Source organism: Delftia sp. BGA-UO-ETr-SB1, assembly GCF_059567865.1.
The window spans coordinates 1,536,622-1,549,539 of record NZ_JCAQOW010000004.1 but is presented as its reverse complement, the minus strand read 5'-3'; the positions used below and the strand labels follow the sequence as shown (position 1 = coordinate 1,549,539).

At 67.6% G+C, this 12,918-nt stretch carries 13 protein-coding genes; 3 read left to right on the top strand and 10 right to left on the bottom strand.

What is annotated here, in order from left to right:
- Positions 1-17: 17 nt before the first annotated feature.
- The 10 genes from AC57B5_RS07585 to AC57B5_RS07540 all read right to left on the bottom strand — a co-directional run bounded on the left by AC57B5_RS07585 (position 18) and on the right by AC57B5_RS07540 (position 11,178).
- A complete protein-coding gene (locus AC57B5_RS07585) occupies positions 18-431 on the bottom strand; it encodes a type II toxin-antitoxin system VapC family toxin (protein WP_013802237.1) in 414 nt (137 codons plus the stop codon).
- 11 nt (positions 432-442) lie between these two features.
- A complete protein-coding gene (locus AC57B5_RS07580; RefSeq protein WP_492386926.1) occupies positions 443-703 on the bottom strand; it encodes a type II toxin-antitoxin system prevent-host-death family antitoxin in 261 nt (86 codons plus the stop codon).
- A 91-nt stretch (positions 704-794) separates the two neighbouring features.
- Positions 795-2,216, bottom strand: a complete 1,422-nt coding sequence (locus AC57B5_RS07575; RefSeq protein ID WP_013802239.1) for a sensor histidine kinase — start codon at positions 2,214-2,216, stop codon at positions 795-797.
- A 2-nt stretch (positions 2,217-2,218) separates the two neighbouring features.
- The gene (locus AC57B5_RS07570) at positions 2,219-2,896 is read right to left on the bottom strand and encodes a response regulator (protein ID WP_013802240.1); all 678 of its coding nucleotides are present in this window, start codon (positions 2,894-2,896) and stop codon (positions 2,219-2,221) included.
- A gap of 370 nt (positions 2,897-3,266) precedes the next feature.
- Positions 3,267-4,742 (bottom strand): TolC family outer membrane protein, encoded by a 1,476-nt coding sequence (locus AC57B5_RS07565; RefSeq protein WP_034394157.1) that lies wholly within the window; start codon positions 4,740-4,742, stop codon positions 3,267-3,269.
- A gap of 90 nt (positions 4,743-4,832) precedes the next feature.
- Entirely contained in the window at positions 4,833-5,180 is a 348-nt protein-coding gene (locus tag AC57B5_RS07560) for a rhodanese-like domain-containing protein (protein ID WP_012205782.1), read from the bottom strand.
- Positions 5,181-5,257: 77 nt separating this feature from the next.
- The gene (locus AC57B5_RS07555; protein WP_063325982.1) at positions 5,258-5,968 is read right to left on the bottom strand and encodes a protein-L-isoaspartate O-methyltransferase family protein; all 711 of its coding nucleotides are present in this window, start codon (positions 5,966-5,968) and stop codon (positions 5,258-5,260) included.
- Between the two features lie 43 nt (positions 5,969-6,011).
- Positions 6,012-9,239 (bottom strand): efflux RND transporter permease subunit, encoded by a 3,228-nt coding sequence (locus tag AC57B5_RS07550; protein WP_445607891.1) that lies wholly within the window; start codon positions 9,237-9,239, stop codon positions 6,012-6,014.
- A 2-nt stretch (positions 9,240-9,241) separates the two neighbouring features.
- Positions 9,242-10,483 carry an efflux RND transporter periplasmic adaptor subunit gene (locus AC57B5_RS07545; RefSeq protein ID WP_496399168.1) on the bottom strand — a complete coding sequence of 414 codons (1,242 nt, stop codon included), beginning with the start codon at positions 10,481-10,483 and terminating at the stop codon, positions 9,242-9,244.
- The gene (locus AC57B5_RS07540; RefSeq protein WP_013802244.1) at positions 10,480-11,178 is read right to left on the bottom strand and encodes a TetR/AcrR family transcriptional regulator; all 699 of its coding nucleotides are present in this window, start codon (positions 11,176-11,178) and stop codon (positions 10,480-10,482) included. The genes AC57B5_RS07545 and AC57B5_RS07540 overlap by 4 nt, the downstream gene beginning before the upstream one ends.
- Before the next feature lie 146 nt (positions 11,179-11,324).
- On the opposite strand from AC57B5_RS07540, the gene msrA reads away from it, so the two are divergent.
- The 3 genes from msrA (at position 11,325) to AC57B5_RS07525 (ending at position 12,839) form a co-directional block, all read left to right on the top strand.
- Positions 11,325-11,861: a peptide-methionine (S)-S-oxide reductase MsrA gene (gene msrA / locus AC57B5_RS07535; RefSeq protein ID WP_034394147.1), complete on the top strand. Its 537-nt coding sequence runs from the start codon at positions 11,325-11,327 to the stop codon at positions 11,859-11,861.
- A gap of 114 nt (positions 11,862-11,975) precedes the next feature.
- Positions 11,976-12,473, top strand: coding sequence for a Fur family transcriptional regulator (locus tag AC57B5_RS07530; protein ID WP_225613983.1), 498 nt, complete (start codon positions 11,976-11,978; stop codon positions 12,471-12,473).
- Positions 12,474-12,524: 51 nt separating this feature from the next.
- Positions 12,525-12,839 carry a hypothetical protein gene (locus AC57B5_RS07525; RefSeq protein WP_496399167.1) on the top strand — a complete coding sequence of 105 codons (315 nt, stop codon included), beginning with the start codon at positions 12,525-12,527 and terminating at the stop codon, positions 12,837-12,839.
- Positions 12,840-12,918 lie beyond the last annotated feature (79 nt).

Genomic DNA, 12,918 nt, shown 5'->3' with positions numbered 1-12,918 from the left:
AAAGGGCTTTTGCCCGTTCAGCGAAAGGGCGACTCAAAGGGGTTGACAAGCGCCACGCCAAAATCCGCGAAGTCGCGAATGTTGCGTGTGGCCACGACCAGCCTGTGGCGGATGGCCGTGGCTGCAATCATTGCGTCCTCATACAGCGCATCGGAGCGCCCGTGCATCAGCCGGGCCCAGATGCGGAAGGTCTCGGCATCCATCGGCAGCACGTTGTAGGAGGTGGAGACCAGATCTGCCCAGCGTTCGATTTCCTGGGCCTTCTCAGCATCCTGTTGCCGGGTCAGCTCTATGCCCGCCTGGATTTCGCCCAGGCTGACCGCGGACAGATGGAGCTCCGGCTCAGGCAGGGATTGAAGCCAGGCCAGGACGGCTCCGTGGGGCCTGGGGCGCCGCAGCTCTGAAATGATGTTGGTGTCCAGCAAATACATTTCTGGCGCACTCAGTTGGCGGGTTCGATGGGCCTGCGGTGTGCCTGGCCGCGCGGCGGGATCAGCAGGTCTGCGCGGCCCGCTTCCGAAAGCAGCAGTTCCTTGAGCGAAGCAGCTTCGGCAGCGGGATGCAGGCGGCGCCACTCTTGCATCGGAACGAGCACGGCAGTGTCTGCGCCACGCCGGGTCAACACTTGCGGGCCATCGGTCAGGCAGGCTTCGAGAAGCTCGTTGAAGTGGTCTTGGGCATCTTGCACAGGCCAGGATTTCATGATTGCGCTCCTTCGCTCACGGGTTACAGGCCCAGTCTAGTTCCTTGACTGTTGGCTCTGCAATCCTGGGCCCATGCACGCATCAAGGGCCCTATCCTTCCTGCAGCACGGGCAGGCTCACACTCGCCAGCAGCCCGCCATCCTCCGCACTGAGCAGCTCGATGCTGCCGCCGTGCCGCTCGGTCACGGTCCTGGCGATGGCCAGGCCCAGGCCGCTGCCGCTCTGGCTCTGGTCGGGTACGCGGAAGAAGCGGTCGAAGACACGCTGGCGCCAGGCCTCGGCGATGCCCGGGCCACGGTCGCGCACCTGGAGCACGGCCCGGTCGCCCTGGCGCTGCAGGCGCACGCTGATGGTGGCGTGCGCGGGGCTGTATTTGATGGCGTTGTCCACCAGGTTGTCGATCAGCGAGACCAGGCCTTCGCGTTCGCCCATCACGCTCAGTGGCTCGCTGGCTTCCAGGGCCAGTTCCACCGGGCGCCGGCAGGCCAGGGCGTCGAGTGCGGCGAGCCGGTCCTCCAGCAGCAGGTCCAGGCGCAGCGGCTGCATGGCCATGCCGGGCGCTTCGGTCTCGCTGCGCATGAGTTGCAGCAGCTGGGCCACCATGCGGCTGGCGCGCTGGTTGCTGCGCAGCAGGCTGTCCATGAGTTCCTGCTGGCGCGGTTCGCTGCCAAGGCGCAGCAGGGCCTCGACGTTGACGTGCATGGCTGCCAGCGGCGTGCGCAGTTCGTGGGCTGCATCGGCGATGAGGTTGCGCTCGCGCTCGCTGCTGGAGCGCACGCGGGCCAGCAGGGCGTTGATGTCCTGCACCAGCGGCCGCAGCTCGGCGTGTGGCGGCGCATAGATGAGCGCGCTGAGGTCGTCGGGGCCGCGCGTGGCCAGCTCGTCGCCCACGCGGCGCAGCGGGCGCAGTGCCGCGCGCACCGACCACCAGGCCGGAAAGGCCAGGAAGGGCAGGCTGATCAGCAGCGGCAGCAGGTAATAGCTGCGGGTGTTGAGGGTGATCAGCAGTTCCTTGAAGGACGGCAGCATCAGCGTGACTTCGGTCTGGCCCGAGGCCGAGCGCAGCGTGCTCATGCGCCAGGTCTGCCCTTCGAAATCTATGTCCTCGACCGTGTCCAGCACGCGGTTGCGCAGCGTGGGTGCCGGCGTGGGCGAGCGGTACAGGAGCTGGCCGCGCTGCCAGACCAGCAGCGTGGGCGTGAAGCGGATGTCGTCGTCTCCGTCGCCGTACTCATGGCGCAGGGCCGTGTCCAGCGCGGCCAGGCTGTGCTGCTGGCGGTCCGGAAGGTCGGCCAGGTCCTCGGCCACAGCCATGACAAGTTCGTAGACAGGCTTGCTGACCAGCAATTCATTGTGGAAGTGGGCCATGTAGATGGCTGCCACCAGCAACGCGGTCCAGATCGCGGTGAGCACGCCCATCTGGGCCAGCAGCATCCGCCGGCCCAGTGTGGGCCGCAGCCAGCGGCGCCATCTCGGGCTGGCCTGGTGCCCCTGCAGGGTGTGCGATGTCATGGTCAGGACAGGGGTGCCATCGGCTGCGAGTCGATGACATAGCCAATGCCGCGCACCGTGCGTATGAAGCCCGGCCCGATCTTGCGGCGCAGGTTGGAGACATGGACCTCCAGCGCATTGCTGCCGTTGGCGCTGCCACCCGGGATGACTTCCTCCTCGATGCCGCTGCGCGTGACCACGCGGTCCATGCGCCGCAGCAGCAGGGCCAGCAGGTCGAATTCGCAGCGGGACAGCTCGACGTTCTGGCCTGCAACGCTGACACGGCGCGTGGGCTCGTGCAGCGACAGGCCGCGCAGATGCAGCGTTCCGTCGCCCTGCCCATAGCTGCGGCGTGCCAGGGCGCGCACGCGTGACACCAGTTCGGCCAGGGCAAAGGGCTTGACCAGATAGTCATCGGCGCCGCTGTCCAGGCCGTGCAGCCGGTCGTGCAGGCTGTCGCGTGCGCTCAGGATCAGCACGGGCAGGCGGCGCCATTCGCGGCGCAGGCGCGTGAGCAGGCTGATGCCGTCGCCATCGGGCAGGCCCAGGTCCAGCAACACCATCTCGAAGCTTTGCTGCTCCAGCGTGCGCAGCGCATCGGACAGGCGGCGCACCCAGACCACGTCCATGGCGTGATCGCCCAATGCGATGCGCACGCCATTGCCCAGATCCAGATCGTCCTCCACCAGCAGCAGTCTCATCGTGTGTTTCCTGTGCCGCTCCCATGCCGTGGACCGGCGCCTGCGGGAGGGCTGCCGCGAGTATCGGTCAAGGCGGGGACGATGCGCTTCAGCATCCCTTCAGGAAAGCCGGGGCAGGTCTTCAGGCTGGTTTGCCACAGTGGCCCGCTCGACAACTCCCACGAAGGCAAGGCGCGCATGCCAAGACTCTCCCGCTGTTCCTTGCTGAGCCGTCTGGCGGTGCTGTGCGCGCTGGCTGCCTGGATGCTGGTCGTGGCGGGTTTGCGTGCCTCGGCTTTGCCAGAGCACAGGACTGCGGCGCCAGGCACGCGGCCCGCGGTGGCCGGGCATCAGCCCGGGGCACTGCCGGCCGTGCGGGCGCTTCAGGGATTCAAGGGGCTGGCGCGCGGAGCGTCAGCGCATCGATGGCGCGCAGGTCGTCGTCGCTGAGCGTGCCGGCGGCCTGGCGCAGCTTGAGCTGGCCCAGCAGCACCTGGTAGCGCGCCAGGGCCAGGTCGCGCTGGGTCTGGTAGAGCTGGCTTTGCGCGTTGAGCACATCGATGTTGATGCGCACGCCGACCTCGTAGCCGAGCTTGTTGGCGTCCAGCGCGCTCTGGCTGGACGCCAGCGCGGCCTCCAGCGCCTTGACCTGGGCCTGGCCCGACTGCACGCCGAAGAAGGCCGTGCGCGTGCTCTGCTCCACGTTGCGCTGGGCGTCGTCCAGCTGTGCGCGCGCCTTGTCTTCCAGCGCCAGGGTTTCCTTGATGCGGTTTTGCACGGCAAAGCCGGCGAACAGGGGCAGGTTCATGACCACGCCCACGCTGGCGGCATTGGTGCGGTAGCTGGTGCCGATCTGCGGTGTGACCGAGCCATTGGGATAGCGGTTGACCACGTAGCCGGCCTGCAGGTCCACGGTGGGCTTGTGGCCGGCCTCGGCTTTCTTCGTTTCCAGCTGGGCGATGTCCAGCGCCAGGCGGGCCTGGCGCAGCTGGGGCTGGCCTTGCAGTGCGGTGTCCACCCAGGCCTGGGCGTCGGAGGGCATCAGGGCCGGCAACTGCAGCGGCTGGGCCAGGGGGCGGGGCACGGTGCCCACGGCGCCAACGATCTGGTCCAGCACCAGGCGCTTGACGCGCAGATCGTTCTCGGCGGCGATTTCCTGCGCGCCGGCCAGGTCGAACCGGGCCTGGGCTTCGCGCGAGTCGGTGATGGTGGCCGTGCCGACCTCGAAGTTGCGCTTGGCAAATTCCAGCTGCTGTGCAATGGCCGCCTTCTGTGCCTTGACCACGGCCAGGCTGTCCTGGGCGCCGAGGACATCGAAGTAGGCCTGGGCCACGCGCACCAGCAGGTTCTGCTCGCCGCTGTCCAACTGGGCGCGCGCCACGTCCACGCCGCGCTGGCCCTGGTCGTAGGCGATCTTGTTGGCCGGGCGGTACAGCGGCTGTTGGGCGCTGAGCTGCAGGTTCTGCTGGGGCGAGCGAAAGCTCCCTGGCAGCACGCTGACTTCCACATGCGAGGTGTTGGCACCGGCCTGCAGACCCACGCTGGGCAACAGGCCCGAGCGTGCCTGCTCGGCGCGGCTGGCGGCGGCCTGGGCGTCGGCCTGCTGGGCCTGCCACTGGGCGTCGTAGCCGCGGGCCTTGGCCACCAGTTCGGACAGGTTCTGGCCCGTGGCCGCAGATGCTGTCAGAGAGGGCAGGGCAGACTGTGGGGCCGCAGGGGCGGGCGCAAGGACGGCTGGGGCAGGAGCCTGTGCCAGGGCCGAGCCCATGCCCGCCGCGCACAGCAGCAAGGCCATGTGGCGCAGGGGCCAGGCGTATGGGCGGGTCAGGGCGGAAGCGACAGGGGCAAGGGGCCGAAGCAGGGGCATAGAGGTCCTCGAATCAAAACACAGTCGTCACGAAGCACCGGGGACGGCGGGTGTACCGCCGTGTCCCGGGTTTCTTTTGCGTGTTGCCGCTCAGTAGCGCGGCACGCCTGGGTCGCGCTCGCGCGACCAGGCATCGATGCCTCCGCTGATATTGGCCACGGTCTCGAAGCCGTTGTTCATCAGGAAGGCAGCGACATGCATGCTGCGTGCGCCGTGATGGCACAGGCAGGCTGTGGGGTGATCCGGATCGAGTTCCTGCAGGCGCGAGGGAATCTCGCCCATGGGGATGCAGCGCAGCTCGAAGCCCTCGGGGCGTACGCTCGCCTGGGCCACTTCCCAGGGCTCGCGCACGTCCAGCACCAGGGGCAGGGCATCGGAGCCGCTGGAGTGCTGGTTCAGCCAATCGTTGAGTTGCGCGGGAGGCACTTGGGGAAGCATCGGAAAGATCCTTGCGGAATGGAGTGGAGTTGCCGCAGCGGCCGAAATCCTCTGGACCCCGGCCGCCGTGGCGGATTTCAGAACGTGAAGCGCGAAGGCTCTTCGAAGTTGGCCAGGCGTGCGGTCACCACGTCCCAGGGCTGGCTGGTTTCGAACTGGTGGCCGTTCTTTTGCACCAGCGTGAAACGCATCATGGGCAGTTGGCCGACGATGGCTGCCAGGCGGCCGCCGTCGTTGAGCTGGGCCAGCAGGGTCTGCGGCACCTGGGCGACCGAGCCGCTGAGCACGATGGCGTCGAATTGGCCCAGAGCGGCCGCAGCCGTGGCGCCATCGGCCAGCTTGACCTCGGCATTGGTGATGCCGGCGCCCAGCAGGTTCTCGCGGGCCATCTCGGCCAGCTCGGGGACGATTTCCAGTGTCACGACTTCCTTGGCCTGGGCGGCCAGCAGGGCGGCCATGTAGCCCGAGCCGGCGCCGATTTCCAGCACGCGGTCGGTGGGCTTGATCTTCAGGTCCTGCAGCATGCGGGACTCGATGCGCGGGGCCAGCATGCACCAGCCCTTGGCGGCGGCTTCCTCGGCCGGGGCGACCAGGGGGATTTCCAGGTCCATGAAGGCCAGGCCGGCATGCTCGGGCGGCACGAAATTCTCGCGGTGCACCTTGCCCAGCAGCGCCAGCACTTCTTCATCAAGCACGTTCCAGGGGCGGATCTGTTGCTCGATCATGTTGTAGCGCGCGTGCGCTTGGGCGCTGTGGTGTTCGGGCAGGCTGTTCAGGGGCAGGCTCATGGGGTATCTCCGGAGAAAGACTTGTCAGGACAAACCTTTGATTCTACGAGTCTCGCGGCGGGGTGGGGGCGCTGGCGGCGCCTTGGCCGGGTGCCGCGTCGTGCCGGTTGCCGTTCCACAGGCGCCGCAGCCACTGGGAGAAGTCGTCAAGGTAGCAATAGACCACGGGCACGACCACCAGGGTCAGCAGCGACGAGGTGACCACGCCGCCGATCACCGACTGCCCCATGGGCGCGCGCTGCTCGGAGCCTTCGCTGAGTGCGAAGGCCAGCGGCACCATGCCGAAGATCATGGCCAGCGTGGTCATCAGAATGGGGCGCAGCCGCACGCGTGCTGCCAGCAGCAGGGCCTGCTCGCGCGGCAGGCCGTCGCGGATCTGGCCGGTGTCCGGGTCGCTGTGCGGGCCGCGCGCGCGGATGGCGAAGTCCACCAGCAAGATGGCGTTCTTGGTGACCAGTCCCATGAGCATGACCACGCCGATGATGGAGAACATGGACAGGGCCGAGCCGAACATCATCAGCGCCAGCACCACGCCGATCAGCGTCAGCGGCAGCGAGGTCATCAACGCCAGCGGCTGCAGGAAGCTCTTGAACTGGCTGGCCAGGATCATGTAGATGAAGATGATGGCCAGCGCCAGGGCGGACACCGCATAGCCGAACGATTCGTTCATGCTCTTGGTGGCGCCGCTGAACTGCGTGCGGTAGCCGGGCGGCAGGGCGATGTCGGCCAGGGCATTGCGGATGTCTGCCGAGACCTCGCCGCTGGAGCGCAGGTAGACGTTGCCGCTGAAGGCGACCTCGCGCGTCATGTCGCGGCGGTTGATCTGGCTGGGGCCGGTGGCGGGCGTGACGGTGGCCACCTGGTTCAGCCGCACGATGCGCATGCCGCCGTCGCCCGAGGTGGAGGGCAGGGCGAAGGGCAGGCGCTCCAGGTCCTGGGGCGTGCTGCGCGACTCGGGCGCCAGGCGCACCTTGACGTCATAGGTCTGGTCGTCGCTGGCGCGCCAGTTGCCCACGGTCTGGCCGGCCACCCAGGTGCGCAGAGCCGTTGCCATGGAGCCTACCGACAGGCCCAGGTCGGCGGCGGCGTCGCGCCGCACGGTGATGTCGATCACGGGCTTGTCGGGCTTGAGGCTGCTGTCCAGGTCCACCAGTCCGGGAATGCCGCGCAGGCGTTCCATCACCACGCGGTTCAGGCGCTCCAGCTCGCCCAGGTCCGGGCCCTGCAGCGAGAATTCGACCTGTTTTTGCCCGCCCACGGGCTCGCGCTGGCCCACATGGGTGACGGTGATGCCGGGCACGCTCTGCAGCTGCTCGCGCAGCACGCCCGAGAGTTCATCGCCGCTGCGCTGGCGCAGGTGGCGGTCCAGCAGGCGGATGTAGATGCTGGCGTATATCTTGCCCTGGGCCGTGCCGGTGTTGATGGTGGCCAGCGTGTAGCGGACCTCGGGCAGGGCGCGGATGATGGCATCGACCTGGCGGGCCTTGGCCTCCGTGGCCTCGATGGACGAGCCCACGGGCGTGTTGAAGCTCACCGTGGTTTCCGAGAAGTCGGCCTTGGGCACGAATTCCGTGCCCAGCAGCGGCACCAGGAAGATGCTGGCCACGAAGATGGCCAGCGCCGCCGCCAGCGTGGTGATCTTGTGGCGCAGCGCCCAGCCCAGCACGTCCTGGTAGAAGTGGGACAGCGAGTCGGTAGCGCGCTCGAACCAGGCCGTGACCCGTCCCAGCGTGCGGTCGTAGAGGCTGTTGCCGCGCTTGTCGCCGTGGGCGTGGATGGTCGGGTCATGCCAGACGCTGGAGAGCATGGGGTCCAGCGTGAAGCTCACGAACATGGAGATCATCACGGCCGCCACGATGGTGATGCCGAATTCGTGGAAGAACTTGCCGATGATGCCGCCCATGAAGCCGATGGGCAGGAACACCGCCACGATGGACAGCGTGGTGGCCAGCACGGCCAGGCCGATCTCCTGCGTGCCGTCCAGCGCGGCCGCATGCGCGTCCTTGCCCATCTGCACGTGGCGCACGATGTTCTCGCGCACCACGATGGCGTCGTCGATCAGCAGGCCCACGCACAGCGACAGCGCCATCAGCGTGATCATGTTGATCGAGAAGCCGAACCAGTACATGAACAAAAAGGTGCCGATCAGCGCAATCGGCAGCGTCAGCCCCGTGATCACCGTGGAGCGCCAGGAGTTCAGGAACAGGAAGACGATGAGCACCGTCAGTGCCGCGCCCTCGATCAGCGTCTGGCGCACGTTGTTGACGGCCACGCGGATGGGGCGGGCGCTGTCGGCAATCGGCTCCAGCCGCACGCCGGCCGGCACTTCGGCGGCGATCTCGCGCAGCGTGGCGTTCAGTCCGTCCACGACTTCGATGGTGTTCTCGTCCTGGGCCTTCTGCACGGACAGCAGCAGGGTGCGGCTGCTGTTGTACAGGGCCACGGTCTCCAGCTCGCCCGCGCCGTCCTGCACGCGCGCCAGCTGGCCCAGCCGCACGGGAGCGCCGCCGCGCTGGGCGACGATGATGCGCTCGAAGTCCTGCGGGCGCTTCATGCGTGCGTCGATCTGCACTACGCGCTCCTGCTCGCGCGAGCGGATGGCGCCCAGCGGCAGGTCCTGGTTCTCGCTGCGCACGGCGTTCACGATCTGGTCGGGCGTGATGGCATAGGCTTCCAGCGCCTCGGGCTGCAGGTAGATGTTGATCTCGCGCGGGGTGGCGCCCACCAGGTTGACGGCGCCCACGCCGCGCACGTTCTCCAGCCGTTTCTTGAGGACCTGGTCGGCCCAGCTGGTCAGCGCGACGGCATCGGGCGCCTTGGCGCCGGCATCGGCCTGGGGCAGCACGGCCACGGACCAGATGGGCGAGCTGGCCGGATCGAAGCGCAGCACGCGCGGCTCCTTGACCTCGTCGCGCAGGGTGGGGCGCACCGAGGCCACCTTCTCGCGCACGTCTTCGGCAGCGCGGCGGCCATCGACATGCAGCTGGAATTCGATGATGACGACGCTGGTGCTCTCATAGCTGCGCGAGGTCAGCGCGTTGATGCCGGCAATGGAGTTGACGCCTTCCTCGATCTTCTTGGTGACCTCGGACTCCACGATCTCGGGCGAGGCGCCCGGATAGTCCACCGTGACCACGACCACGGGGAAGTCCACATTCGGGAACTGGTCCACCTTGAGGCGCTGATAGGAAAACACACCCAGCACCATGAGGGCCAGCATGAGCATGGTGGCGAACACAGGGTTGGCCAGGCTGACGCGCGTGAACCACATGGTCAGCGGGCTCCGGGGGCTGGCGCAGCCTGGGGTTGCTGCAACGGTTGCAACGGTTGCAGCTGCACGGCCGTGCCTGCGCGCAGGCCGCCCACACTGCCGGCAAGCACCCGGTCACCGGCCTGCAGGCCGCTGGACACGGCAATCCAGGTGGCGCCATCCTGCGCGCTCTGGCTGCCCAGCGTGACCGGGCGGTGCTGCACGCGCAGCAGGCTCTTGTCCGCTTCGGACTCGCCCGCAGGCTGCAGCAGCTGGACATAGGGTTGGGGCTGGTCGGTGCGCACGGCGGTCAGGGGCACGGCCAGCTGTTCGGTCTGCCCGGTGACAATGCTGCCCTGCAGGTACAGGCCCGGGCGCACGATGGGGATGGATCTGCCGGCGGCGCCTGCGTTGACCGGTGCAGCCTGCACACGCAGATAGACGGCCACGCTGCGCGAACCTGCCTGGGCGCTGGGGTTGATGCGCACCACGCGCGCGGGCACGGCGGCCACATCGTCGCCCGCACCCTGGACCTGCAACTGGGCCTGCTGGCCGACCTGCACGCGCACCGAATCGGCGGGCGCCAGCTGGGCCACGACTTCGAGGTCGGACGGATCGACGATCTCCAGCACCCGCGTTTCCACGCCCACGCGCTCGCCGTCCTGCACCAGGCGCTGCGCGACCTGCCCGTCCATGGGGCTGCGCAGCACGCTGTCGGTCACGCTCTTGCGGGCCACATCGGCGGCGGCCTGGGCGGCGGCCAGGTTGGCGCGTGCGGCATCGAGGTTGGATTGGGAGGTGGCCAGCGCCGTGGTCGAAATGAAGCCTTGCGTGACCAGGGCCTGGTTGTTGTCGTGCTGGCGCTGGGATAGCTGCAGCTGCGCCTGGGCCGCATCGGCCTGCTGGCGGGCCTGCCTCCAGCGGGCCTCGACCTCGGTGGCGTCCACGCGGGCCAGTTCCTGGCCCTTGCGCACGCTGTCGCCCTCGCGCACCTGCAGGCCGCGCAGCTCGCCGGCCACATAGGCCTTGACCACGGCGCTGCGCACGGCCTGTACCACGCCGCTGACGGGCACGGTCAATTGCAGCTGGCGCGGCTGCAGCGGCACCACTTCCTGCGGACCCACGCGCACCGGCATCTCGCGCGGCTGGTTGGCTGCGGCGATGGCGCTTTGCTTGCTGTGCCGGGTGGATGCGGCGCGCCATACGCTGGCGCCGATGGCGATCAATAAGGCCAGGCCGATCAGCCAGCCGGTGCGACGCTTCATGGTGTGGGCGGGGAGGAGGGTGGTGTGGTGGCTGCAAGTGGCTGGCACATGCCATGCAGCAGATAGTCGATCTGGGATTCCAGAAACTGCTCGGGATCGAAGTCGCCATGGGGCAGGCAGCCGCCCAGCGAATGCTTCCAGATCATCAGAAACATCATCGGGGCGACCACGCAGTGCACGGACAGGTCCAGATCCATGGGCCGGAACTCGCCGCGCTCGACCCCGCGCTGCAGGATGCGCCGGATCAGCTCATGGCCTGGAAGAACCACTTCCTGGTGGTAGAACTGAGACAGCTCGGGAAAATTGCCCGCCTCGCTGAGCATGAGCTTGGTGATGCCCGACGCCTTGGTGCTGCCGATGCGTTCCCACCAGGACTTGAAGCAGTAGCGCAGCAGATCGGTTGAAGGCGCGCAGTAGTTGTCGAGCTCTTCGCTCCACTCGCCGAAGCGGCCCGCGATGCTGTGGCGCACCACGGCCTTGAAAAGCTCCTGCTTGCTCGCGAAATAGAGGAACAGCGTGCCCTTGGAGACCCCGGCGCGGGCGGCGACTTCTTCGACGCGGGTGGCGGCGTAGCCCTTTTCCACGAAGAGGTCGAGCGCCGCTTCCAGCAACTCGCCGGGACGCTCCTGCTTGCGGCGGCTGCGCTTTCCGGAAGGCTCGGCGGGGGCGGGTGAAGAGGCGGGGGAGTCGGTCACGGAAAATTAATGACTGATGGGTTAGTTATCGTAACCGCAGAACCGTTCGTCGTCACCTGGCTTGTGCATGGGCTAACCTGTAGGAGCGACGGCCCGCATGCATTGCGTGTGGTCATTTTTTCGATTTCTTCACAGAAAAGGCGCATATGGCGACTGAAACCATTTATCTGGGCGGCGGCTGTTTCTGGTGCACCGAAGCCGTTTTCGACCGCGTGCGCGGCGTGAGCGACGTGCAAAGCGGCTACGCCAATGGCGATCTGGACGATCCCAGCTACGAAGACATCTGCACCGGCGAGACCGGCCATTCCGAGGTCATCCGCGTGCAGTTCGATCCAGCCGTGATCCCGCTGCGCGACCTGCTGACCGTGTTCTTTGGCACGCACGACCCGACCACGCTCAACCGCCAGGGCAATGATGTGGGCACGCAGTACCGCAGCGGCATCTACACCACGAATGAGCAACAGGCCGAAGTGGCGCGCACGCTGATCTCCGAACTCACCCAGGCCGGCGCCTACGACGCGCCCATCGTCACCGAGGTGCAGCCCCTGGCCAGCTACTGGCCGGCAGAGGACTATCACCAGGACTACTTCCTCAACCATCCCAACCAGGGCTACTGCGCCTTTGTCGTGGGGCCCAAGGTGCAGAAGTTCCGGGGCGCGTTTGCGCGCTGGGTCAAGCCGTGAGCGGGTGGCGGCGCGTGATGTAAGCGGTTGTGATTCGCAGGCATAATGCAACCCGGTTGCGATAATGCCGCCTGGCTGCCCTGCAGTGTTCAGCGGCCTGACCTTTGATCACCCATGTCCTTGCCGATCCCCACTTCCCTGCCCATACCTGCCGGCATGCGTTCGACGCGTGCCACGCGGGCCGTGCTGGCGATGTGGGAGTCGCGGGCCGACGCACTCCTGAGCGAAGCCGATGTGGAAGCGGCCCTGCACGCCCAGGGCGTGCAGGTCAACCGCGTCACCGTCTACCGGCTGCTGGACCGCCTGGCGGCAGCCGGTGTGTTGCGCCGCAGCGTGGATGCTGCCCGCGTGGCCCGCTACGGCCGGTCCGTGCCGGGCGCGGCCAGGCAGGCTGATGCCGCTGCGCATTTCGAATGCGCGGACTGTCACAGCGCTTTTCGGCTGGGCGGCGAGGGCGGTGGGGGCGGCGAGCCGCTGCAGGCCGCTTTGCTGCAGCTGCGCCAGGCGCTGGCCGCCAGCGGCCTGCAGGGCCGGGCCATCGACGTGGCGGTGACAGGGCTGTGCCAGGACTGCAGCAGTGCAGGGCCTTCCCGAAATGCTCCGTCTGCCTGAGGCGATCGCCCTAGCCCCTTTCTTCTCTTGCATAGCTCTTCAGGATTTCGCATGACCCTTGCACCGTTGCGCCCCGTTTCCTTGATCCTGGCCGCTGTCTTCCTGGCCACAGCAGCCCAGGCACATGACCACGACCACGACCACGCGAAAGCCCAGCCGGACGCCAAGGCACAGGGCGCCTCGGCGCCGCTCGATGCCCATGCCCGGGCCGACATGGAACGCCATCGCGCCATGGCCAAGGCCCACGAAGCCGCCGCGCAGTGCCTGGCAGCCGGCCGTGACCACGAACAATGCCAAAAGCAACTGCAGGCCGATTGCAAGGGCCTGGCGCTGGGCAAGTTCTGCGGCATGCGCCATGCGCATTGAGTGCGGTCCTGCCCGCCGTGTGGCGCCGTGAGCAATCGCCAGTCTTTGTGACGGGATGGTGAAACCTGCCCCGCAAATT

What these genes read in the sequence shown, in the direction of transcription:
- AC57B5_RS07585 (WP_013802237.1), bottom strand. Translation starts at nt 431, where the DNA reads ATGTATTTGCTGGACACCAACATCATTTCAGAGCTGCGGCGCCCCAGG.
- AC57B5_RS07580 (WP_492386926.1), bottom strand. Translation starts at nt 703, where the DNA reads ATGAAATCCTGGCCTGTGCAAGATGCCCAAGACCACTTCAACGAGCTT.
- AC57B5_RS07575 (WP_013802239.1), bottom strand. Translation starts at nt 2,216, where the DNA reads ATGACATCGCACACCCTGCAGGGGCACCAGGCCAGCCCGAGATGGCGC.
- AC57B5_RS07570 (WP_013802240.1), bottom strand. Translation starts at nt 2,896, where the DNA reads ATGAGACTGCTGCTGGTGGAGGACGATCTGGATCTGGGCAATGGCGTG.
- AC57B5_RS07565 (WP_034394157.1), bottom strand. Translation starts at nt 4,742, where the DNA reads ATGCCCCTGCTTCGGCCCCTTGCCCCTGTCGCTTCCGCCCTGACCCGC.
- AC57B5_RS07560 (WP_012205782.1), bottom strand. Translation starts at nt 5,180, where the DNA reads ATGCTTCCCCAAGTGCCTCCCGCGCAACTCAACGATTGGCTGAACCAG.
- AC57B5_RS07555 (WP_063325982.1), bottom strand. Translation starts at nt 5,968, where the DNA reads ATGAGCCTGCCCCTGAACAGCCTGCCCGAACACCACAGCGCCCAAGCG.
- AC57B5_RS07550 (WP_445607891.1), bottom strand. Translation starts at nt 9,239, where the DNA reads ATGTGGTTCACGCGCGTCAGCCTGGCCAACCCTGTGTTCGCCACCATG.
- AC57B5_RS07545 (WP_496399168.1), bottom strand. Translation starts at nt 10,483, where the DNA reads ATGAAGCGTCGCACCGGCTGGCTGATCGGCCTGGCCTTATTGATCGCC.
- msrA (WP_034394147.1), top strand. Translation starts at nt 11,325, where the DNA reads ATGGCGACTGAAACCATTTATCTGGGCGGCGGCTGTTTCTGGTGCACC.
- AC57B5_RS07530 (WP_225613983.1), top strand. Translation starts at nt 11,976, where the DNA reads ATGTCCTTGCCGATCCCCACTTCCCTGCCCATACCTGCCGGCATGCGT.
- AC57B5_RS07525 (WP_496399167.1), top strand. Translation starts at nt 12,525, where the DNA reads ATGACCCTTGCACCGTTGCGCCCCGTTTCCTTGATCCTGGCCGCTGTC.